The organism is Roseateles asaccharophilus, assembly GCF_004362405.1.
GTDB lineage: Bacteria > Pseudomonadota > Gammaproteobacteria > Burkholderiales > Burkholderiaceae_C > Kinneretia > Kinneretia asaccharophila.
On the sequence record NZ_SNXE01000003.1, the window covers coordinates 354497 to 375993 of the forward strand.

The following is a 21497-nucleotide window of genomic DNA, read 5'->3' on the forward strand; positions in this document are numbered from 1 at the left end:
CGGCCTACGGCCGCCCCCTCAAGGGGGCACGCCCGCAGGCCCGGCGAAGCCGGATCCTCGGGCGTCGCTCGATAGGTCTGCCTCACTCGGACGAGCTCGCCCGTTGGCGACATGGAGAACTTTGATGCTTAGGCGCCTGAGCCTGCGCGATTTCGTCATCGTGCCCTCGCTGGAGCTGGACTTCGAGGGCGGCTTTGCCGTGCTCACCGGCGAGACCGGCGCGGGCAAGTCCATCCTGATCGATGCGCTGCAGCTGGCCCTTGGCCAGCGCGGTGATGCGGGCGTGGTGCGCGAGAGCGCCAGCCGCGCCGAAATCACGGCCGAGTTCGACAGCCCGGCCAGCCTGCAGCCCTGGCTGGACGAGGCCGGCTTCGAGCCCGGCGAGACCCTGCTGCTGCGCCGGGTGATCGACGCCCAGGGCAAGAGCCGCGCCTGGATCAATGGCAGCCCGGCCACCGTGGCCCAGCTGCGCGAGACGGCCGGCAGCCTGCTGGACATCCACGGCCAGCATGCCTGGCAAGGCCTGACCCGCCCGGCCTCGGTGCGCGCCCTGCTGGACGCCTTCGCACGCCTGGACACCGCCGCCCTGGCCCGCGCCCACGCCGCCTGGCGCCAGGCCAGCGAGCGCCTGGAGGCCGCCCAGACCCGCAGCGAGGAGCTGGCCCGCGAGCGCGAGCGCCTGGCCTGGCAGCTGGAAGAGATCGGCCGCCTGGCTCCCGGCGCGGACGAGTGGGACGAGCTCAATGCCGAGCACCAGCGCCTCTCGCACGCCGCCTCGCTGATGGAGGCCGCCCGCCTGGCCCTGGAGGCCCTGACCGGCGCCTCGGGCGAGGCCGAGCAGAGCGCCGAGAGCCTGACCGAGCGGGCCGTGGACAAGCTGCAGGACGTGCTGGCCTTTGACGCCCGCCTGGCCCCGGCCATCGAGGCCCTGCAGGGCGCCCAGGCCCAGCTGCAGGACGCCGCCCACACCCTCAACACCTATCTGCACGGCGCCGAGCAGGAGCCCGAGCGCCTGGCCGAGCTGGACGAGCGCCTCTCCGCCTGGATGGCCCTGGCGCGCCGCTACCGCCGCCCCGCCGCCGAGCTGCCCGCCCTGCATGCGCAGTGGAAGGCCGAGCTGCAGGCCCTGGACGAGGCCGGCGATCTGGCCGCCCTGGAGCGCGCGCAGCTTGAGGCCCGCAAGGCCTATGACCAGGAAGCCCAGCGCGTAAGCCGCGCCCGTGCCCAGGCCGCGCCGGCCCTGGCCGCCGCCGTGACCCAGGCCATGCAGCAGCTGGGCATGGCCGGCGGCGCCTTCGAGGTGGCCCTGCTGCCCCAGGAGCAGCCGCAGAGCTTCGGCCTGGAAAGCGCCGAATTCATGGTGGCTGGCCACGCCGGCAGCACGCCGCGCCCGCTGGGCAAGGTGGCCTCGGGCGGCGAGCTCTCGCGCATCGCCCTGGCGATTGCCGTCACCACCTGCCAGCTGGACGAGGGCGGCGCCGCCACCCTGATCTTTGACGAGATCGATGCCGGCGTGGGCGGGGCCGTGGCCGAAACCGTGGGCCGGCTGATGAAGCAGCTGGGCCGCCAGCGCCAGGTGCTGGCCGTGACCCATCTGCCCCAGGTCGCCGCCTGCGCCGACCATCATTTCGTGGTGGCCAAGGCCCTGCGCGAAGACGGCGCCACCGCCAGCGATGTCCGCCCGGTGCAGGGCGAAGCCCGCGTGCAGGAGATTGCCCGCATGCTGGGCGGCGAGCGCCTGTCCTCCGCCAGCCTGGCCCATGCCCAGGAGATGCTGGTGCAGTCGGCACACGGCAGCCCCGAATCCACCCCCAGTCCTCGCAAGGCCCGTTCATGAGCACCGAAGCTTCACAGTCCGCAGGCGATCTCGGCGAGGTGGTGCTGATCACCGGCATGTCCGGGGGCGGCAAGTCGGTGGTGATGCACGCGCTGGAGGATGCCGGCTTCTTCTGCGTGGACAATCTGCCGCCCGAGCTGCTGCCCCATTTTCTGGCGCTGGAAAAGCAGCGCGGCGAGCGGCGCGTGGCCATTGGCGTGGATGTGCGCAGCGAGGGCTCCCTGCCCCATGTGCTGCCGCATCTGAAGCAGCTGCGCGCCCAGGGCGTGCGGGTGCGCTCGGTGTTTCTGGATGCCAATGACGAGGCCCTGCTGCGGCGCTTCTCGGAAACGCGGCGCCCCCACCCCCTGCGCAGCGGCGAGCTGGGGGCCGACCAGGACGGGGCCGATGCTCACCGCGCCCTGGTCGAGGCCATTGCCCTGGAGCGCGAGCTGCTGGCCGGCCTGCGCGCCGAGTCCACCGTGATCGACACCAGCCTGCTGCGGGCCGCCCAGCTGCGGGCCTGGGTGCGGGACCTGGTCTCGGTGAGCGGCGAGTCGCTGACCCTGGTCTTCGAGTCCTTTGCCTTCAAGCATGGCGTGCCCAGCGACGCGGACTTTGTGTTCGATGTGCGCGTGCTGCCCAACCCCTATTACGACCGCGAACTTCGCCCCTTGACCGGACGCGATGCACCGGTGGCCGACTTCCTGAACGCCCAGCCCGAGGTGGCTCTGATGCTGGGCCAGATCAGCGGCTTTCTGCGCCAGTGGCTGCCCAATTTCGCGGCCGATCAGCGCAGCTACCTCACCGTCGCCATCGGCTGCACGGGCGGCCAGCACCGCTCGGTCTATCTGGTCGAGACCCTGGCCCGGCAGTTCGCCAGCCACGGCCATGTGCTGAAGCGCCACCGCGAGCTGGACGCGCGCTGAGCGGCGCCTGCCGCACGCGCCGGCTTCAGGCGGCGCGCGATTCCTCGGCCTGGGCCGACATCAGCACCAGGGCCACCACGGTGGCAATGGGAAAAAGCAGCACCACGGCTGGCATCCAGCTCATCCAGGCGCGGCCATCGCGCTTGAGCGCCAGACCCATATAGGTCCAGTGGGCGATCAGGCCGGCGGCCAGCCCCAGGGCCAGCATCACGATGGTGCCGGGGTTGGCCGACTCGGACTCATTCGCCGAGATCAGGAACCAGAGGCAGGCTCCCGCCACCAGCAGGGCCACCAGGGCAGATTCAACAGCGGTTTTGACCAGGGGTTTCATGGGCGGCGGTTCGGCGTCTGGGAAGACGCGCAGCATAGCCTCAGCCCAGCAGGCGTTTCAAGGGTGCCGGCAGGGCATAGGCCGCCAGCTCCTCGCGCGCCACCCAGCACCCGCCCCCCAGCGCGGCCGGCGCCACCGCCAGCTCGGCACGGCGCGGGTGCAGCACCCAGTCGAAATGGGTGAGCGCATGCGAGACCTGCGGCAGGGGCTCGGCCTGCGCACCCAAGGCCTGGGTGCGCGCCTGCAGCTGGGCCTCATCCTCGAACAGGGGCAGAGTCCAGAGCCCGGCCCAGACGCCGGTCTCGGGCCGCTGCTCCAGCCAGATGCGACCCTCATGCTCCAGCCACAGCCACCAGTTCTCACGCCGGCTGCGCTTGAGCTTGCGGGTCTTGATGGGATAGCGCGTGGGCTCGCCACCGGCCCGCCCCTGGCAGAGCTCGCTCACCGGGCAGAGCAGGCATTGCGGGCTGCGCGCCGCGCAGAGGCTGGCGCCCAGGTCCATCAGGCCCTGGGTGTAGGCCGGCATATCGGCCTCGCGCGCGGGCAGCAGGGCCTGGGCATGAGCCCAGAGCTGCTTCTCGGCGGCGCTGCCGGCCAGATCGCCCTCGAAGGCCAGCAGGCGCGAGAGCACCCGCTTCACGTTGCCGTCCAAGATGGCCACGCGCTCGCCGAAGCAAAAAGACGCGATGGCCGCCGCCGTGGAGCGGCCTATGCCCGGCAGTTCCTGCAGGGCGGCCGCGCTCGCCGGGAACTCGCCGCCATGCTGGGCCGCCACCGCCTGGGCGCAGCGGTGCAGATTGCGCGCGCGGCTGTAGTAGCCCAGGCCCTGCCAGAGGGCGAGTACCTCATCCAGCGAAGCCGCTGCCAGGTCCACCACGGTCGGGAAGCGCTGCAGAAAGCGCTGGTAATAGCCCAGCACGGTCGTGACCTGGGTCTGCTGCAGCATGATCTCGGACAGCCAGACGCGGTAGGGGTCGCGGGTGTTCTGCCAGGGCAGCTCATGCCGGCCATGGCTGCGCTGCCAGGCGATCAGCAGGGTGGAAAACTCGCTAGGCAGTTGCACCGCCGGAGCCTGGGCCGGCTTCGCGTCCGACTTCATTTCTTTTGGCAGCTGGGGCAGAAGAAGGTGGAGCGCTGGCCCTGCACAATGCGGCGTATGGGCGTGGCGCAGACGCGGCAGGGCTCGCCTTCGCGGCCATAGACCTGGGCCTGCATCTGGAAGCTGCCGGCCACACCATGGGCATCGCGGAAGTCACGCAGGGTGGTGCCGCCCGCCTCCAGCGCGCGGCCCAGCACGCCGCGCACCGCCTGGGCCAGGCGCTCGGCGCGCGGGCCGCTCAGGCGATGGGCGGGCAGGCGCGGGTCGATGCCGGCCAGGAAGAGCGCCTCGCACGCATAGATGTTGCCGGCGCCCACCACGATGTCGCCGGCCAGCAGGGCCTGCTTGATGGCCACGCGCCGACCCGAGAGGCCGATCTTGAGGTACTCGCCATTGAAGCGCGGATCGAAGGGCTCCAGGCCCAGGCGCGCCAGCAGGGGCGCGGCCGGGGCCTGGTCCAGGCCGGCGGACCACAGCACGGCGCCGAAGCGACGCGGGTCATGCAGGCGCAGAAGGCCGCGGTCCGTGCGCAAATCGAAATGATCATGCGGCCCCGGTGCCGAGTCGCGCGGCGTAAAGGCCAGGCTGCCGGACATGCCCAGATGCATCAGCAGGCCGCCATCCAGGCGCGTACTGCGCAGCGGCAGCCAGAGGTATTTACCGCGGCGCTGGGCCGCGCCCACGCGGGCCTCCTGCAGCTCGTCCGGGTCCAGACCCAGGGGCCAGCGCAGGGGTTTGCCCAAGCGCACCTCCAGCACGCGCGCGCCCTCGATGGCGTCGGCAAAGCTGCGGCGGGTGACTTCGACTTCGGGCAATTCCGGCATGGCGGGGCGCATGATAAGCGCCGACCCAAGCCCCGACATGCCCCTGGGGCACTTCTAGAATCGAACACAATCCAGCCATACGGCGCCGGCATCATGGCGGCCGCCGTCGTTCCAGGAGCCCGCATGCCCAAACACACCCTGACCGCCCTGGCGATGAGCAGCCTGCTGTTGCTGCTCGGGCCGGCACAGGCCCAGGCCGCAACGCCGGCCAGCGCTCCAGCGGTACAGAACTCCGATCTGGATGCCCCCTTGTTCTATCAGCTGCTGGTGGGCGAGATGGAGCTGCGCGCCGGCCAGCCCGGCGTGGCCTTTCAGGTGCTGCTGGATGCGGCACGCCGCACCGGTGACAGCGAGCTCTATCGCCGCGTGGTCAATATCGCCCTGCAGGCCCGCGCCGGTGATCAGGCCCTGATTGCGGCCAAGGCCTGGCGCGAATCCGTCCCCAGTTCCATCGAAGCCCACCAGACCATTCTGCAGCTGCTGGCGGCCCTCAACCGCCCGAGCGAGGTGGCTGCACCGCTGCAAAGCCTGTTGAACCTCACACCCGAGGCCCAGCGCAATGCGGTGCTGGCTTCCCTGCCACGACTCTTCCAGCGCTCGCCCGAGCCCGCCCGTGTCTACAGCGCTCTGGCACCGGTGCTGGAAAGCGCCAGCCAGCAGGCCGCAACCCGCATGATGGCGCTGCTGGTGCAGGCCCGCATGGCCTTGAGCGCCAATCAGGCCGACAAGGCCCTGGCCCTCACGAACAGCGCGGCACAGGACTTCCCCAATGCCGACGAAGTGGCCCTGATGGCCATGGACTTGATGCCCGAACGCCCGGCTGCCGAGGCCTTGATCAGCGCCCGGCTGCAACGCCAGCCCGACAACCATGTGCTGCGCGTGGCCTATGGCCGCACTCTGGCGGGCATGCAGCGTACGGCTGATGCGGCGCGCGAGTTCCGTCTGGTCACGCAGGCCGCACCGGACAGCGCGCCGGCCTGGTACGCCTTGGGTGCGCTGGAACTGGATCTGCGCCACCCCGAGGAGGCCGAGAAGGCCTTGCTGACCTATCTGTCCAAACTGGACAAGCTGCCGGCCGGCGACGCCGAGGCCCACAAGGACTCGCGCCAGCAGGCCTGGCTGCTGCTGGCGCAGGTCGCGGAAATGCGCGGCGATCTGCGCGGCGCCGAAGGCTGGCTGGCCAAGGTCGACGCGCCTCAGCGACTGATGGAGGTCAGCTACCGCCGCGCCTCGCTGATGGCCCGCCAGGGACAGCTGGCCAAGGGACGGGCCCTGCTGCAGGCCCTGCCCGCCGAGCGGGACGAACAGGTCCGCGCCAAACTCATGGCCGAGGCCCAGTTGCTGCGGGAAGTGCAGCAGTGGGAGGCTGCACTGGCGGTGCTGGAGCAGGCCGGCCAGCGCTTTCCCGAAGACGCCAACATCGTCTACGAACAGGCCATGATGGCCGAGAAGCTGAACCGCCTGGAGCAGATGGAGACCTTGCTGCGCAAGGTCATGGCACTCAAGCCCGACCACTACCACGCCTACAACGCCCTGGGCTACTCGCTGGCCGAGCGCAATCTGCGCCTGGAAGAGGCCAAGAGCCTGATCGCCAAGGCCCTGCAGTACGCGCCCAGCGAGCCCTTCATCGTGGACAGCCTGGGCTGGGTGGAGTTCCGTCTGGGCAATCACCAGGAGGCTCTGCGCCTGCTGCGCCAGGCCTATGCCTCGCGGCCCGATGCCGAGATTGCCGCCCATCTGGGCGAGGTGCTGTGGACCCTGGGCGAACGCGAGGAGGCCCTGCGCATCTGGAACGAGGGCGCCCGCCGCGACCCCAAGAACGAGGCCCTGCGCGAGACCCGTCAGCGCCTGAAGGCCCGATGAGCTGGCGCGCGGCAGCGGCCATCTGCCTGGCCGCCCTGCTCAGCGCCTGCGCCGGCCTGCAGCCCGAGACGCCACCCCTGCCTGACGACGCAGGCCTGCGACTGAGCGGACGGCTCTCGGTGCAGGTGCAAGGTCGGGGTAGTGACAGCGCCAGCTTCGAGCTGCTGGGGTCGGCCACGGCCGGCAGACTGGAGCTGAGCACGCCTTTGGGCAGCCTGGTGGCGCGTGCACGCTGGAGCCCCGGCGAGGTGCTGCTGCAGACCCCCGGCGAGGAGCGGCGCTACGAAGACCTCGACGCCCTGACCCGCGAGATGCTGGGCGAGCCCGTGCCCGTGGCCGCCCTGTTCGACTGGTTGCGCGGTCGGCCCTGGCCCGAGAGCCCCTCCGCCCCCCTGCCCGAGCCCGCCCGGGGCTTTGCCCAGCTGGGCTGGCAGATCGATCTGTCCCGCTTTGACGAGGGCCTGCTGCTGGCCCGTCGCAACGCCGAACCCGTGGTGCAGTTGCGCGCCCGGCTCGCCCCCTGACCCTGTTCCCATCTTCGATGCAAGCGCTCTACGACGTCCCGGCCCCGGCCAAGCTCAACCTCTTTCTGCATGTGGTGGGCAAGCGCGCCGATGGCTATCACCTGCTGCAGTCGATCTTTGCCCTGATCGACTGGAGCGACACCCTGCACTTCGAGCGCCGCAGCGACGGCCTGCTGCGCCGCCACGATGGCGCGGGGGCCGCCGCGGCCCTGCCCGAGGATGATCTCTGCGTGCGCGCCGCCCGCCTGCTGCAGGCCGAGGCCGGCCGCAGCGATCTGGGCGTGGACATCCATCTGGAGAAGCGCCTGCCGGCCGGTGCGGGCATGGGCGGCGGCTCCTCGGATGCCGCCTCCACCCTGCTGGCCCTGAACCGGCTCTGGGACCTGAACTGGCCGCGCTCGCGCCTGCTGCCCCTGGGCCTGAAGCTGGGCGCCGATGTGCCCTTCTTCCTGGGCGGCGACAACGCCTTTGTCGAGGGCATCGGCGAGATCCTGCACCCCATACATCTGCCAGAACAGGACTACTTTGTTCTCAAACCGCCCACCAGTATCGCCACCAAGGAAATTTTTTCGAGCGAACTCTTGGCAAAGTCGAAATCTGTGGCTATAGTAGCGGGCTTTCCTGCACACAACAGCAGCGACGCAAACGGGCCGAAACGGCTGATGGGCGAAGTGGCTGATGGGGCGGAGGGAACAGAAAGTTTTCTGAGTGGCTTTGGTCGCAACGACCTGCAAAAGCCGGCCGAAACAATCTGCCCCGAAGTTCGACAAGGCCTGCTGTGGTTGGAAACTCGATTCGGCAACAGCCGCATGACGGGATCCGGCAGCGCAGTTTTCGCGAGAGTGGAAGCTGCGGCGGTGAACGGGAAATATGGCATGTCGCACCAATCCATGGCGACAGTTCCGGAAGGTTTGCCTTCTGGCTGGATTGGGAAAACATGTCGCAGTCTGAAGCAGCATCCTTTGAAAGAATGGGCCTCAGATTGATGCTAGAATACCGGTCGCTGCAGTTTATGCAGTGTCCTGTGTAGGGGAGTCGCCAAGTTGGTTAAGGCATCGGATTTTGATTCCGACATGCGAGGGTTCGAGTCCTTCCTCCCCTGCCAAAAATTATGATGAAGCCCGCTCTGCGGGCTTTACTCATGATGGGTTCTGCCATGCAGAATTCCACCGTTCGTGAGATGTCTGCTACGCGGGCATTGTTCGTGCTGAGGCCCGCCGTGCGGGCTTCTGGTTCTGAAAGACCGGGACACGCTGGTTGACCACGGGTCCTTCACAAAGGGATGGCCGCCGTGCTGCTCAACACCGTCCTCTTCACCGGCAACGCAAACCCGGTCCTCTCCCAAGAAATCGCCACCCATCTGGGCCTCGAGCTCGGCAAGGCCGTGGTCGGTCGTTTCTCCGATGGTGAAGTCACCGTCGAGATCCAGCAGAACGTGCGGGCCCGCGACGTGTTCGTGATCCAGCCCACCTGCGCGCCGACCAACGAGAACCTGATGGAACTCCTGATCATGGTCGATGCGCTCAAGCGCGCCAGCGCGCGCCGCATCACCGCCGTGATCCCCTACTTCGGCTACGCCCGCCAGGATCGCCGTCCCCGCAGCACCCGCGTGCCGATCTCGGCCAAGGTGGTGGCCAATCTGCTGGAGACCGTGGGCGTGGAGCGCGTGCTGACCATGGACCTGCACGCCGACCAGATCCAGGGCTTCTTCGACATCCCCGTCGACAATATCTACGCCAGCCCGGTGCTGCTGTCGGACCTGAAGGCCCGCAACTACAACAATCTGGTGGTGGTCAGCCCCGATGTGGGCGGCGTGGTGCGCGCCCGCGCCCTGGCCAAGCAACTGGGTTGCGACCTGGCCATCATCGACAAGCGCCGCCCGGCCGCCAACGTCTCCGAAGTGATGCACGTGATCGGCGAGATCGACGGCCGCAACTGCGTGATCATGGACGACATGATCGACACCGCCGGCACGCTGGTGAAGGCCGCAGAGGTGCTGAAGGACCGGGGTGCCAAGAGCGTGTTCGCCTATTGCACCCACCCCATTCTGTCGGGCCCGGCCATTGAGCGCATCGCCGGTTCGCACCTGGACGAGGTGGTGATCAGCAACACCATTCCGCTGTCTGCGGCCGCCAAGGCCTGCGGCAAGATCCGCCAGCTGTCCGTCGCCTTCCTGTTCGCGGAGACCATCCGCCGCATCTCGGACGGCGAGTCGGTCACCTCGCTGTTTTCGGAACAGAACAACAATTTCTAAGCATTCAGAGGGCTCGGTCGCAAGACAGGGCCTTTTGCTACGCGCAAGGCATTGCCTTGTGTCCGGAAGAGCCTGGTCGCGGGCCTTCCAACCCGGTACGCCATGGTGGCGCATCGGTAATTTTGGAGTTAGTTATGAAATTCACCGCTTTTGAGCGCAAGCTGCAGGGGACCGGAGCGAGCCGCCGCCTGCGTCTGTCGGGCAAGGTTCCCGGCATCGTCTTCGGCGCTGGCGAGCCCACCAACATCGAGCTGGACCACAACGCCCTGTTCCATGCCCTAAAGAAGGAAGCCTTCCACAGCACCATCCTCGAGATGGAACTGAACGGCAAGGTCGACCAGGTCCTGCTGCGCGATGTGCAGTACCACCCGTACAAGCCGCAAGTCCTGCACGTGGACTTCCAGCGCGTGGACGACACCACCAAGATCACCAAGAAGATCCCCCTGCACTTCAAGGGCGAAGCCGACTCCGTGGCCGTCAAGAACGACAAGTGCACCGTGGATCACGTGATCACCGAGCTGAACATCACCTGCCTGGCTCGCCAGCTGCCTGAGTTCATCGAAGTGGATCTGAGCGGTCTGACCCTGGGTCACTCCCTGCATGTCAACGACCTGACCCTGCCCGCCGGCGTCAAGGTCGTGGTGCACGGCAAGCCGAACCCGGCCGTCGCTACCGCCGTGGCCCCCAAGGCCGAGGAAATCGTCGTTGTCGCCGCCCCGGCCGCCGACGACAAGAAGGGCAAGAAGGGCAAGAAGTAATTTCTGCCTTGCGGCTCCCCCTGGGAGCCTGCAGATTGCCAAAGGGCCCTCTCCGGGGCCCTTTTTCATTGGCCCTCCGGGGGCGCTTGCTCACGACCTGTCTTGCGCGCGCCCCGTCCCGGCGGGCCATCCCTCGCCCAGATCCCAGAACAGGCCGGCCATGATCTGCAGGCCCTGGGCCAGGGTGTGCTCGGGCAGGTGCTCGTTGGGCGCGTGCTGGCTGCAGGTAGGCACCGAGTGCGGCACCCAGACCGTGGGCAGGCCCAGCACCTCAGCAAAGCAATCATTGGGAAGTGAGCCACCCAGATTGGGCAGCAGCACCGGTTCCTGGCCGGTGCTTTGCCGCAGCGAAGCCTGGGCCCAGCGTACCCAGGGGCTGTCGGGGTCCAGGCGGGTGGCGTTCATGATCTCGGCGCCCGCCAGGCGCAGTTGCACCTGCGCGTAGCCCTGGGCGTCCAGGTGGGCGCGCAAGGCCGGCAGAAAGCTGGCCGGGTCGCGCCCGACCACAAAGCGGATCTGCATCGTGGCCTGGGCCCGCGGCGGGATGGCATTGACCGGCTTGTCCGGATTGCCGCAGCGAAAGGCCAGCACCTCGATGCTGTTCCAGCCAAACACCCGCTCGGCCGGGCTAAGGCCGGGCTCGCCCCAGTCCCCATCAATGGCTGGCCCGCCGGGCTCGCCAGGCTGCACATCGGCCAGGGCGGCGCGCACCGCGGCCGGCAGGGGTGGCGGCCGCAGGGCCTCCACGCGGATCACACCATGCTGATCCACGATGCTATGGATGGCGCCCGCGAGCAGCACGCCCGGGTTGGCCAGCAGCCCCCCCCAGTTGCCGGAGTGGTGGGCGCCCTCGCGCAGCTCCAGCGCCAGCTCGAAATTCATCACCCCGCGCGAGCCCAGAAAGAGCGTGGGCTGCTGCTGGTTCAGGCGCGGCCCGTCCGAGGCCAGGAAGAGATCGGCCCGCAGGCGTTCGCGCTGGCGCTCGCACACGGTCTTGAGCCCGGGCGAGCCCACCTCCTCGCCCATCTCGAACAAGAACTTGCTGTTGAAACCCAGGCGCCCGCCGCGCGCCGCCAGCACCTGGGCCAGGGCCTGCAGATTGAGGCTGTGCTGGCCCTTGTTGTCGGCCACGCCGCGGCCGTACCAGCGGCCCTCGTGGCGCTCCAGCGTCCAGGGAGAGGCGGCTTTCGTCCACTTGCTCTCATCGCCCAGCACCACATCGCCATGACCGTAGCTCAGCACCGTGGGCAGGGCAGGGTCTTCCAGGCGCTCGGCAAAGAGCAGGGGCGGCGCGCCCGGCACCGGGTTGTCCCAGAGCTCGCAGGCAAAGCCCATGGCCCGCAGCTCGGGCGCCAGCTCGGCCTCCAGATAGCGGCGCAGCTCGGGTGCGCGCTCGCGGTTCTGGCTCTCGGTGGGTAGGGCGATGCGGCGTTCCAGCGTGCGCTGCAGGGCGGCCAGATCGGTCTGGGCAAGGAGTTGGCGGCGGTCCATCGCCCTATGCTAGCGATAATCGCGCCATCATGATTCGACTCTTTGTTGGCCTGGGCAATCCCGGGCCCGAATACGAGGACACCCGCCACAACGCGGGCTTCTGGTGGATAGACCTGCTGGCCCGCCGCCTGGGCGGCAGCCTGCAGGTGGACCGCAGCTATCACGGCCTGGTGGCGCGCATCAACAACGCCCCCGGCGCCAGCGGCCCCATCTGGCTGCTGGAGCCCATGACCTATATGAACCTCAGCGGCAAGTCGGTGGCCGCGCTGGCGCGCTTTTTCAAGATCGCGCCCGAGGAGATCCTGGCCGTGCACGACGAGCTGGATCTCTTGCCCGGCGAGATGAAGTTCAAGCAAGGTGGCGGCAACGGCGGCCACAACGGGCTGAAGGACATGCAGGCCCAGCTGGGCTCGGCCAATTTCTGGCGCCTGCGCCTGGGCATCGGCCACCCCGGCATCAAGTCCGAGGTGGCGGGCTATGTGCTGCGCAAGCCTCCACAAGCCGAGCGCGAAAAGATCGAGGACTGCATCGCCAAATCCCTGGACACGGTCGAGCTGATGTTGAAAGGCGAGATGGAGCGAGCCATGATGAAGATTCATGCCAAGCCTCCCCGGCCCAAGCCGCCGAAGCCGCCCCGCAGCGTCGCTCCAGAAGCGGCAGCGCCCGAGAGAGGCCCCGATCAACCCTAGGTCCGCTCGGAGGGCTTCGCCATGCGAGCCTCGTCCCGACCTGCCCCGTGTACGCCCCGCCTCGGGCGCAAGCGCCACGCGCTTCTGGCGCTTCTGGCGCTGCTGGCCGCCAGCCTCTGCAGCCTGAGTGCGGCGCAGACGCAAAGGCAAAGCACCACCCTCTGGCGCTGCGGCCCCGAGGGCCGCGAACTGCGCGATGCCCCTTGTCCCGAGGCCCTGCACCAGCCCGGCCGGCGCCTGGACTATGACCAACCCCTCGCCGCCCAGCGCAGCGAAGCGCGCCGGACGGCGGAGCGCGATGCGCGCCTGGCCCGGCAGCTGGAAAAGGAAAGGCGCGAACTCGAGACCCGGCCGCCGGGCAGCGTCGCCGCCATCCATGGGCGAGCCGGGCCCGCAGCGCCAGCGCCGGCCGCATCGAAACCCGCGGCCCAGCCCGTCTTCAGCAGCAAGCCGCCCAAGACCCAGAAGCCGCGCACCAGCAAGCCCAGGCCACCGGCCACGAATGCGGCCGCCGCCTCCGGCTAGAATCCGGCCCGTTGGTGCTCGCGCGCGTCTTCCGGACTCGCGCAGTTAAACGGGAATCAGGAGGGTGCGTGCCCACGGCGCAAACCTAACCTGAGCTGTCCCCGCAACGGTAAGCGGATGAGGTTGCCCCAGCGGCAGCCTCCAGCCTCTGCACAGCAGTCCACTGGCCCCTCGCAAGGGGGCTGGGAAGGACGCAGCAGGCCAGATCCGCCAGCCCGGATACCGGCCAACAGGTGAGGCCCCGCCAAGGTGGGGCCTCGTTTCACAGGGGCCTGCGGGGAAGCTGGCGCCTGGTCAAACCGCTGATTCCTTCTCCTCATGAAGTCCCCTGCCCGGCGTCCCGCACGCCTGCCTCGCGCCATGCTGCGCGCGCTTCCGCTCGCCCTCACCGCCGCCCTGAACGTCCAGGCCCAGGTCGCCCCCAACAAGCTGGACCAGGTCATGGTCACCGCTACCCGCTCCAAGCTCAGCCTGGACCGCGTGCTGGCCGACACCACGGTGCTGACCCGCGCCGATATCGAGCGCCAGGGCTATGGCAATCTCGTCGATCTGCTCAGCCGCCAGGGCTGCTTCGAGATGGTGCGCAACGGCAACCCTGGCAGCTCAAGCAGCGTCTTCCTTCGCGGTGCCCACAACCAGCACACCCTGCTGCTGGTGGACGGCGTGCGCATGGACACGCAGAACGGCTCCGGCGGCGCCGCCTGGGAGGCTATTCCCCTGGCCCAGATCGAGCGCGTGGAAATCGTGCGCGGCGCGGCCTCGGCCGTCTATGGCTCGGACGCCGTGGCCGGCGTGATCCAGATCTTCACCCGCCAGGGCGGCGACGGCGCCCAGCTGGAACTTGGCGGCGCCCTGGGCTCCCTGGGCCTGGGCAAGGGCGATATGCACCTCAGCGGTCGCCTGGGTGACTTCGATTACGCCCTGGGTGCGGCCCTGGAGCGCGCCAGCGGCTTCAACATCCTTCGAGTCAACAACGCTCCCCCGTACCTCGCTGATCGCGACGGCTGGAGCCAGGAAAGCTTCAATGGCCGCCTGGGCTGGCAGATCAATGCCCAGCACCGCCTGGAGGCCCTGCACACTCGGGCCGACAGTGACTCCGGCTACGACGATGCCTATGCGAAGCCCGCGCCGGTCGTGGACGACCGCAGTCTGCACAAAACCGAGATCTCGCGCGCACTCTGGGCCGCCCAATGGACCAAGGGCCTGAGCACCGAGTACAGCCGCGGCCAGTCCACCGAGCGCTACGAAACCACCAGCAATGGCCGCAGCACCTACCTCACGGAAACCGAGGTGCGCCAGCAGAGCCTGGGGGCCAGCTGGCAATGGACCGCTGGCCAGCAGATCAATCTGCAGCTGGAGCGTCGCGAGGATCAGCTGATCAACTCCGGCCTGCGCAAATCGGCCGGTGGCCAGGGCAGCCGCTCGCAGGATGCCGTGGCCGCCAGCTACCTCTTCAGCCAGGGCCCCTGGGACGCGCAGCTACACATGCGCCGCGACAAGGACAGCGACTTTGGCGGCGTTAACACCGGCACCCTGGCCGCGGGCTGGCGCCCGGCCACGGGCTGGCGCGTCTGGGCCAGCGCCGGCAGTGCCTTCCGCGCTCCGACGCTCTACCAGATCTTCAGCCAGTACGGCCCCAAGGACGGCGGCGCCGCCCTCAAGCCCGAGCATGGCCGCAACCGCGAGCTGGGCCTGAGCTATGAGCAAGGTGTGAACCGTGCCAGCCTCACCGTCTACAACAACCGCATCAAGGATCTGATCAGCTACGACGCTGGCTTCATCGGCCAGTGCCCGGCCTATCCGGTCGTCGTGCCCAAGCCCGCAACCTGGGATGGCTGCTACGGCAATCTGGCCCGCGTGCAGCTGCGCGGCGTCAGCCTGCAAGGTGGCACCGAGCTGCTGGGCCTGCAATGGCAGGCGGGTCTGGACTGGCAGGACCCGCGTGATCTGGTCACCGACAAGCGCCTGGGCCGCCGCGCCAAGCAGCTGGCCAATCTGCGCGTGAGCAAGCAGCTTCAGGACTGGACCGGCGGCGTGCAGCTGCGCGCCGTGGGTTCGCGCTTCGACGATCATGCCAACACCCGGCCCCTGGGCGGCTATGCCCTGCTGAATCTGGACCTGGGCTATCGCGTCAACTCGCAAGTGCGCCTGCAGCTCAATCTGGACAATGCCCTGGACAAGGCCTACCAGACCGCCAGCGGCTACGCCCAGGCACCGCGCACCCTGATGCTGAGCGTGCGCCTCAACCCCAAGCTCTGAGCCTGGCCGAGCCCACAGCGATGACCGCACCTCACCAGCTCATCGTCGGCGGCCAGCGCAGCGGCAAGTCGCGCCAGGCCGAGCGCCTGGCGCTTGACTGGCAGCGCAAGGGCGGCGAGGTCGCGGTGCTGGCCACGGCCCTGGCCTTTGACGCGGAGATGCGCGAGCGCATCGCGCGTCACCAGGCCGACCGGCCGGCGGGCTTTGCCACCCTGGAGGCGCCGCTGCAGCTGACGGCGGCCCTGCAGGCGGCCGCACGCCCCGGTCGCCTGTTGCTGGTGGACTGCCTCACGCTGTGGCTCACCAACTGGCTGATGCCCATGGAGGGCCAGCCCGATCTGGCCGCCTGGGCGGCGGAGCGTGCGGCCCTGCTGCAGGCCCTGCCCGCCCTGCCCTCGCCCGTGCTCTTCGTCTCCAACGAGGTGGGCTGGGGCGTGAGCCCCATGACGCGCGAGGCGCGATTCTTTGTGGACGAGCTGGGCCGGCTGAACCAGGCCGTGGCCCAGCGCTGTCAAAACCTGACCCTGATGGTGGCCGGCCAGGCCTGGACCCGCCCCGTGGAGAGGACGAGCGAATGAGGATACGAGCCGCTCTCGCAGCACTCTCGCTGCTGGGCCTGAGCGCGCTGGCGCCGGCCGCGCCCATCGCCATCAAGGACGACCGTGGCGCCAGCGTCACCCTGCCCGATGTGCCCAAGCGCATCGTCAGCCTGCTGCCCTCGCTGACCGAGACGGTGTGCGAGCTGGGCGACTGCGCCCGGCTGGTGGGCGTGGACCGCTTTTCCGACTACCCGGCCAGCGTGCGCGCCCTGCCCAAGCTGGGTGGCTTGGATGACACCAGCGTCGAAGCCCTGGTGGCGCTCAAGCCCGATCTGGTGCTGCTGGGCGTCTCGGCCCGGGTGATCGACCGCCTGGAGGCCCTGGGCCTCAAGGTCGTGGCCCTGGAGCCGCGCAGCATGGCCGATGTGCAGCGCGTGCTGGGCAAGGTGGCCCAGGTGCTGGGCAAGCCCGATGACGCGCGCCGCATCTGGAACCGCATCGACGGCGCCATCTCCCTGCAGGCCCAGCAGCTGCCGCCCGCGGCGCGCGAGCTGAGCGTCTATTACGAGGTAGATGCCGCGCCCTATGCCGCCGGCCGCGCCAGCTTCATCGGCGAAATCCTGGCCCGCCTGGGCCCACGCAATGTGGTGCCGGCCGAGCTGGGCCCCTTCCCCAAGCTCAACCCCGAATTCGTGGTGCGCGCCGACCCCCAGCTCATCATGGTGGGCCAGCGCAGCGCCAACGGCCTGCCCACGCGCCCGGGCTGGCACAACATCCGTGCGGTGCGCGACAAGAAGATCTGCGTCTGGGTGCCGGGCGAATCGGATGTGCTGGTGCGCCCCGGCCCACGCATGGGCGAGGCGGCGGCCCTGATGGCGCGCTGCCTGCGCCAGGCCGCCGCCGGCCCCGTGCCCTGGCCCACCACGCCCTTCAACGCGCCGTCCGGAGGCATGCGCTGATGAGCGGGCGCCAGCCCCTGTGGCTGCTGATGCTGCTGCTGGCCAGCGCGGCCCTGCTGGGCCTGGGCCTGGCGATCGGCAGCACCGGCTGGAGCCCCTGGCTAGGCGCCTCGGCGGGCGACGCGGCCATGCAGCTCATCCTCTGGGACATCCGCGCGCCGCGCTCCCTGGGCGCCTGGCTGGCCGGCGCCCTGCTGGCCCTGGCCGGGGCCATTGCCCAAGGCCTGTTCCGCAACCCGCTGGCCGACCCCTATCTGCTGGGCTGCTCGGCCGGCGCCTCCCTGGGCGTGGCCCTGCTGCTCTTCTGCGTGGTGGGTCTCTCACCCGCCGCGACCGCCCTCGCCCTGCGTTTGGGCATGACGGGCGCGGCCTTTGCCGGCGCCGTGGGTGCGGTGCTGCTGACCCTGCTGCTGGCCCGCGGCGTGGAGCAGACCCTGCGCCTGCTGCTGGCCGGCGTGATCGTGGGCGTGGTGCTGGGCTCGGGCTCGGCCCTGCTCACCCTGATGAACCCCGACATCCTGCGCGCCATGCAGGCCTTCATGCTGGGCAGCACCGGCTATGTGGGCTGGAGCGCGGTGCAGATCATGGCCGCGACCCTGCTGCTGTGCCTGCTGCTGGCCCAGGGCTGTGCCCGCACCCTGGACGCGCTGAGCCTGGGCGAGGCCACGGCCCGCTCCCTGGGCGTGCGCCTGGCCGCGGTGCGCCTGCTGCTGATCGGCGCCCTGGCCCTGGCCACCGGCGCCGCCGTGGCGCAGTGCGGCCTGATCGCCTTCGTGGGCCTGGTGGCCCCGCATCTGGTGCGCAGCTGGGGGCCCTGCACCCACCGCGCCCTGCTGCTGCTCGCGCCCCTGGCGGGCGGCGTGCTGCTGCTGGCGGCCGATGTGCTGGCGCGCTGGGTGATCGCGCCGCAGGAGCTGCCAGTGGGCGTGGTCACGGCCTTGCTGGGTGGCAGCTATCTGCTGTGGCTGATGCACCGCCGCCCGCGCGGCCTGGGAGTGGCGCGATGAGCCCCGGCATCCCCGTGCTGCAAGCGGCCCATCTCAGCCTGCGCCTGCACCAGCTCAAGCTGGGTGGCACGCCCATCCTGCATCCCCTGGACTTCGCACCCACGCCCGCGGCCTGGACGGCCATCGTCGGCCCCAACGGCGCCGGCAAGTCCACCCTGCTGCGCGCCCTGTGCGGCCTGCTGCCCTTCGAGGGCAGCCTGCAGCTGCAGGGCCGCGACTGGGCCGACTGGCCGGCCCGCGAGCGCGCCCGCCAGGTGGCCTGGCTGGGCCAGAACGAAAGCGTGGCCGAGGAGCTCAGCGCCTACGAGGTGGTGATGCTGGGCCGCCTGCCCCACCAGGCCTGGCTGGCCCCGCCCAGCGCCCAGGACCGCACGGCGGTGGAGCAGGCCATGAGCCAGACCCAGAGCTGGGAGTGGCGCGAGCGCGCCCTGGGCCGGCTCTCCGGCGGCGAGCGCCAGCGCGTGCTGCTGGCCCGCGCCCTGGCCGTGCAAGCGCCCCTGCTGCTGATGGACGAACCCCTGGCCCATCTGGACCCGCCGCACCAGAGCGACTGGGTGCAGATCGTGCGCGAGCGCGTGGCCGCAGGCGCCGCCGTGGTCTCGGTGCTGCATGAACTCAATATCGCCCTGCAGGCCCAGCAGCTGGTGGTGATGGACGGCGGCCGCATCCTGCACCGCGGCGCGCCGCACGAGGCTGCCACCCATGCGGCCCTGCAAGCGGTCTTCCAGCAGCGCCTGCAGATCCTGCAGGTGGGCACACGCTGGATCGCACTCAACACCTGACCCCACTCCATGACAAGCTGCCCCGCCCTGATGATCAGCGCCCCGGCCTCCGGCCAGGGCAAGACCAGCGTCACCGCCGCCATCGCCCGCCATGCGCGCCAGGCCGGCAAGAAGGTGCGCGTCTTCAAGACCGGCCCCGACTACCTGGACCCCATGATCCTGGAGCGCGCCAGCGGCCACCCGGTCTACCAGCTGGATCTCTTCATGGGCGGGCTCGATCATTGCCGTGGTCTGCTGGCACAGGCGGCGAGCGAGTCCGACCTGATCCTGGTCGAGGGCGTGATGGGGCTTTTCGACGGCGCGCCCAGCAGCGCCGACCTGGCCGAGGCCTTCAATCTGCCGGTGCTGGCCGTCATCGACGCCGGCAGCATGGCCCAGACCTTTGCCGCCCTGGCCCTGGGCCTGCAGCGCTACCGCGAGGGCCGCATCCGCCTGTGTGGCGTGGTGGCCAACCGCGTGGGCAGCGAGGGCCATGGCCGCATGGTGGCCGAGGGCCTGCCCGCCGACCTGCCCTTGGTGGCCGCCCTGCAGCGCCGGCAAGACCTGGCCCTGCCCGAGCGCCATCTGGGCCTGGTCCAGGCCCGCGAGCTGCCGGGGCTGGACGCCCAGCTAGACGAGTGGGCACGCGCCTGGGGCGCGGCCTCGGCCGGCTTCGAGTTCGCGCCGGTGGACTTCGCGGCCGCCGGCTTCACGCCGGAGCCGGCGCCGGTACCGCGTCTGGCGGGCCGGCGCATCGCCGTGGCCCAGGACGCCGCCTTCTCCTTCATCTACCCCGCCAATCTGGACTGCCTGCGCCGCCTGGGCGCCGAGGTCCTCTTGTTCGCGCCGGCCGAGGGCGAGCCCCTGCCCGACTGCGATGCGCTCTGGCTGCCCGGCGGCTACCCCGAGCTGCATGCCCCGGCCCTGCGTGCCAACAAGGCCTTCTTCAGCGGCCTGCGCGCGCACCTGGCCGCGAGCAAGCCCCTGCTGGCCGAATGCGGCGGCATGCTGGCCCTGGCCGTCAGCCTGACCGATGCCCAGGGCCAGGAGCACGCCATGGCCGGCCTGCTGCCCGGCCAGGCCCGCCTGCAGACGCGCCTGACCGCCCTGGGCCTGCAGGCCATCACCTGGCCCGAGGGTGAGCTGCGCGGCCATACCTTCCACTACTCCACCTTCGAAACGCCGCTGCCGCCCATCGCTCGCGCCAGCAATCCCAATGGCGGCAAGGCGGCCGAGGCGCTCTATCAGCAGGGCTCGCTGCGCGCGAGCTATGTGCACCACTACTTCCCCTCCAACCCCGAGGCCATCGCCGCATTCTTTGCCGGCTGATCATGCCCACCCAAGCGCTCACCGCGCCACGCCATGCAGATTGAAAAACCCCCGGTCGACCGCGAACGCATCATCCCCACCGCCGAGCGACGCGGCCTGATCCTGGTCCACACCGGCGACGGCAAGGGCAAGAGCACGGCCGCCTTCGGCCTGGCCCTGCGCGCCCATGGCCGCGGCAAGGCGGTCAAGATCTACCAGTTCATGAAGGTGCCCAGCGCGCGCTTCGGCGAGCACCGCCTCTTCGAGCAGCTGGGCGTGCCCATCGAGGGCCTGGGCGACGGCTTCAGCTGGAAGAGCAAGGACCTGGAGCACAGCGCCCAGCTTGCGCGCGACGGTTGGGCACGCGCCGCCGCAGCAATAGCCGCGGGCGAGCATTTCCTGGTGGTGCTGGACGAGATCATGTACCCGCTGCGCTACGGCTGGCTGCCGCTGGAGCCCGTGCTGAAGGCCCTGCGCGAGCGTCCCGCCCATGTGCATGTGGTGCTCACCGGCCGCAATGCGCCGCAGGAGCTGATCGATCTGGCCGACACCGTGACCGAGATGACCCTGATCAAGCACCATTTCAAGGCCGGCGTGCCCGCCCAGCGCGGCATAGAGGACTGATGAACCTGATGCCCCTGCTCCTGCCCCTGGCCATGCTGATCGCGCTGCTGGTGGACCGCCTCTTCGGCGAGCCGCCCGCGCGCCTGCATCCGGTGGTGGGCATGGGGCAGTACCTGGGCTTCTTCGGCCCGCGCCTCACGGCCCTGCCGCCGGGCCCCGCCTTCGCCGGCGGGGCCCTGGCCTGGCTGCTGGGCGCCCTGCTCAGCGCCGCCCTGGCCCTGAGCCTGGAGATGCTGCTGATGCAGGCCCTGCGGCCCTGGACCGGCCTGCCGGGCCTGCTGCTCTGCGCCCTGGCGCTCGGCCTGCTGCTCAAGCCCCTGCTGGCCTGGCGCATGCTGGCGGAGGAGGTGCAGGCCGTGGAGGCGGCGCTGCAGCAGTCGCTGGAGGCCGGCCGGGCCCGCCTGGCCCGCCTGGTGAGCCGCGACACCCGGGCGCTGAGCGCGGCCGAGGTGCGCGAGGCCGCCATCGAGACTCTGGCCGAGAACCTCAATGACTCGGTGGTGGCGCCCCTGTTCTGGTTCGCCCTGGCCGGCCTGCCGGGCGCGGCGCTCTACCGCTTCGCCAACACCGCCGATGCCATGTGGGGCTACCGCGATGAGCGTGAGTGGTCCGGCAAGTTTGCGGCCCGGGCGGACGATGTGCTGTCCTGGCTGCCGGCCCGGCTCACCGGCCTGCTGATGATTCCGCTGTGGCAGCTGCCGCGCCTGCTGCGCGAGGCGGGGCGCACGCCCTCGCCCAATAGCGGCTGGCCCATGGCGGCCATGGCGCTGGACCTGGGCCTGAGCCTGGGCAAGCCCGGCGTCTACCGTCTCAATGCCAAAGGCGTGGCGCCCGAGCCCGCCCATCTGCCCCAGGCCCTGCGGCGCGCCCGCCTCACCCTGTGGCGCTGCAGCGGCCTGCTGGTGCTGCTGGCCCTGGGCTGGCGCCTCGCCTGAGC

At 70.0% G+C, this 21497-nt stretch carries 21 protein-coding genes, 1 tRNA gene and 1 riboswitch; of the genes, 18 read left to right on the forward strand and 4 right to left on the reverse strand.

Annotated elements, in window-relative coordinates; all coding sequences use genetic code 11:
* Nucleotides 1-124 precede the first annotated feature (124 nt).
* On the forward strand, nucleotides 125-1837 hold the full coding sequence (gene recN, locus DFR39_RS09470) for a DNA repair protein RecN (protein WP_211343835.1): 1713 nt from the start codon (nucleotides 125-127) through the stop codon (nucleotides 1835-1837).
* On the forward strand, nucleotides 1834-2745 hold the full coding sequence (gene rapZ / locus DFR39_RS09475; RefSeq protein ID WP_133603308.1) for an RNase adapter RapZ: 912 nt from the start codon (nucleotides 1834-1836) through the stop codon (nucleotides 2743-2745). The genes recN and rapZ overlap by 4 nt, the downstream gene beginning before the upstream one ends.
* A gap of 25 nt (nucleotides 2746-2770) precedes the next feature.
* On the opposite strand, the gene DFR39_RS09480 is transcribed toward rapZ, so the two are convergent.
* From DFR39_RS09480 to mutM, 3 genes are read right to left on the reverse strand one after another with little or no spacing between them, the layout of a single operon-like run.
* Nucleotides 2771-3076 carry a hypothetical protein gene (locus tag DFR39_RS09480; RefSeq protein WP_133603309.1) on the reverse strand — a complete coding sequence of 102 codons (306 nt, stop codon included), beginning with the start codon at nucleotides 3074-3076 and terminating at the stop codon, nucleotides 2771-2773.
* 40 nt (nucleotides 3077-3116) lie between these two features.
* Nucleotides 3117-4175: an A/G-specific adenine glycosylase gene (gene mutY / locus DFR39_RS09485; RefSeq protein WP_133603310.1), complete on the reverse strand. Its 1059-nt coding sequence runs from the start codon at nucleotides 4173-4175 to the stop codon at nucleotides 3117-3119.
* Nucleotides 4172-4999 (reverse strand): bifunctional DNA-formamidopyrimidine glycosylase/DNA-(apurinic or apyrimidinic site) lyase, encoded by an 828-nt coding sequence (gene mutM / locus DFR39_RS09490; protein WP_133603311.1) that lies wholly within the window; start codon nucleotides 4997-4999, stop codon nucleotides 4172-4174. The genes mutY and mutM overlap by 4 nt, the downstream gene beginning before the upstream one ends.
* 123 nt (nucleotides 5000-5122) lie before the next feature.
* On the opposite strand from mutM, the gene DFR39_RS09495 reads away from it, so the two are divergent.
* From DFR39_RS09495 to DFR39_RS09520, 6 genes are all read left to right on the forward strand, one after another.
* Nucleotides 5123-6862: a tetratricopeptide repeat protein gene (locus tag DFR39_RS09495; RefSeq protein ID WP_162849476.1), complete on the forward strand. Its 1740-nt coding sequence runs from the start codon at nucleotides 5123-5125 to the stop codon at nucleotides 6860-6862.
* Nucleotides 6859-7386 carry an outer membrane lipoprotein LolB gene (locus DFR39_RS09500; RefSeq protein WP_133603313.1) on the forward strand — a complete coding sequence of 176 codons (528 nt, stop codon included), beginning with the start codon at nucleotides 6859-6861 and terminating at the stop codon, nucleotides 7384-7386. Before DFR39_RS09495 ends, DFR39_RS09500 begins: the two co-directional genes overlap by 4 nt.
* A 17-nt stretch (nucleotides 7387-7403) precedes the next feature.
* Nucleotides 7404-8372, forward strand: coding sequence for a 4-(cytidine 5'-diphospho)-2-C-methyl-D-erythritol kinase (gene ispE / locus DFR39_RS09505; protein ID WP_133603314.1), 969 nt, complete (start codon nucleotides 7404-7406; stop codon nucleotides 8370-8372).
* Between the two features lie 42 nt (nucleotides 8373-8414).
* A tRNA-Gln gene (locus tag DFR39_RS09510) sits at nucleotides 8415-8491 on the forward strand.
* A 177-nt stretch (nucleotides 8492-8668) separates the two neighbouring features.
* Nucleotides 8669-9640, forward strand: coding sequence for a ribose-phosphate pyrophosphokinase (locus tag DFR39_RS09515; protein WP_133603315.1), 972 nt, complete (start codon nucleotides 8669-8671; stop codon nucleotides 9638-9640).
* Between the two features lie 134 nt (nucleotides 9641-9774).
* Nucleotides 9775-10398: a 50S ribosomal protein L25/general stress protein Ctc gene (locus DFR39_RS09520; protein WP_133603316.1), complete on the forward strand. Its 624-nt coding sequence runs from the start codon at nucleotides 9775-9777 to the stop codon at nucleotides 10396-10398.
* Between the two features lie 90 nt (nucleotides 10399-10488).
* Here the strand turns inward: DFR39_RS09520 and DFR39_RS09525 are convergent, their stop codons facing one another.
* The gene (locus DFR39_RS09525) at nucleotides 10489-11889 is read right to left on the reverse strand and encodes a M20 family metallopeptidase (RefSeq protein ID WP_133603317.1); all 1401 of its coding nucleotides are present in this window, start codon (nucleotides 11887-11889) and stop codon (nucleotides 10489-10491) included.
* Nucleotides 11890-11918: 29 nt separating this feature from the next.
* Here DFR39_RS09525 and pth point away from each other — a divergent pair, with 29 nt between their 5' ends.
* The 10 genes from pth (at nucleotide 11919) to cbiB (ending at nucleotide 21495) form a co-directional block, all read left to right on the forward strand.
* Complete coding sequence (gene pth / locus DFR39_RS09530; protein WP_133603318.1) at nucleotides 11919-12578, forward strand: aminoacyl-tRNA hydrolase; 660 nt, start codon at nucleotides 11919-11921, stop codon at nucleotides 12576-12578.
* A gap of 21 nt (nucleotides 12579-12599) precedes the next feature.
* The gene (locus tag DFR39_RS09535; RefSeq protein ID WP_133603319.1) at nucleotides 12600-13103 is read left to right on the forward strand and encodes a hypothetical protein; all 504 of its coding nucleotides are present in this window, start codon (nucleotides 12600-12602) and stop codon (nucleotides 13101-13103) included.
* Nucleotides 13099-13348: riboswitch (cobalamin riboswitch) on the forward strand. Its footprint overlaps the gene before it by 5 nt.
* Before the next feature lie 73 nt (nucleotides 13349-13421).
* A complete protein-coding gene (locus DFR39_RS09540) occupies nucleotides 13422-15362 on the forward strand; it encodes a TonB-dependent receptor plug domain-containing protein (RefSeq protein WP_133603320.1) in 1941 nt (646 codons plus the stop codon).
* A 20-nt stretch (nucleotides 15363-15382) separates the two neighbouring features.
* Nucleotides 15383-15940 carry a bifunctional adenosylcobinamide kinase/adenosylcobinamide-phosphate guanylyltransferase gene (gene cobU / locus DFR39_RS09545; protein ID WP_133603321.1) on the forward strand — a complete coding sequence of 186 codons (558 nt, stop codon included), beginning with the start codon at nucleotides 15383-15385 and terminating at the stop codon, nucleotides 15938-15940.
* Nucleotides 15937-16860 (forward strand): ABC transporter substrate-binding protein, encoded by a 924-nt coding sequence (locus DFR39_RS09550; protein ID WP_133603322.1) that lies wholly within the window; start codon nucleotides 15937-15939, stop codon nucleotides 16858-16860. The genes cobU and DFR39_RS09550 overlap by 4 nt, the downstream gene beginning before the upstream one ends.
* Nucleotides 16860-17867: a FecCD family ABC transporter permease gene (locus DFR39_RS09555; protein WP_133603323.1), complete on the forward strand. Its 1008-nt coding sequence runs from the start codon at nucleotides 16860-16862 to the stop codon at nucleotides 17865-17867. Before DFR39_RS09550 ends, DFR39_RS09555 begins: the two co-directional genes overlap by 1 nt.
* Nucleotides 17864-18649 carry an ABC transporter ATP-binding protein gene (locus tag DFR39_RS09560; protein WP_133603324.1) on the forward strand — a complete coding sequence of 262 codons (786 nt, stop codon included), beginning with the start codon at nucleotides 17864-17866 and terminating at the stop codon, nucleotides 18647-18649. The genes DFR39_RS09555 and DFR39_RS09560 overlap by 4 nt, the downstream gene beginning before the upstream one ends.
* 9 nt (nucleotides 18650-18658) lie before the next feature.
* A complete protein-coding gene (locus DFR39_RS09565) occupies nucleotides 18659-19957 on the forward strand; it encodes a cobyrinic acid a,c-diamide synthase CobB (RefSeq protein WP_133603325.1) in 1299 nt (432 codons plus the stop codon).
* Nucleotides 19958-19990: 33 nt separating this feature from the next.
* Entirely contained in the window at nucleotides 19991-20560 is a 570-nt protein-coding gene (cobO, locus tag DFR39_RS09570) for a cob(I)yrinic acid a,c-diamide adenosyltransferase (RefSeq protein WP_133603326.1), read from the forward strand.
* Nucleotides 20561-20568: 8 nt separating this feature from the next.
* Nucleotides 20569-21495: an adenosylcobinamide-phosphate synthase CbiB gene (gene cbiB, locus DFR39_RS09575; protein WP_133603437.1), complete on the forward strand. Its 927-nt coding sequence runs from the start codon at nucleotides 20569-20571 to the stop codon at nucleotides 21493-21495.
* Nucleotides 21496-21497 lie beyond the last annotated feature (2 nt).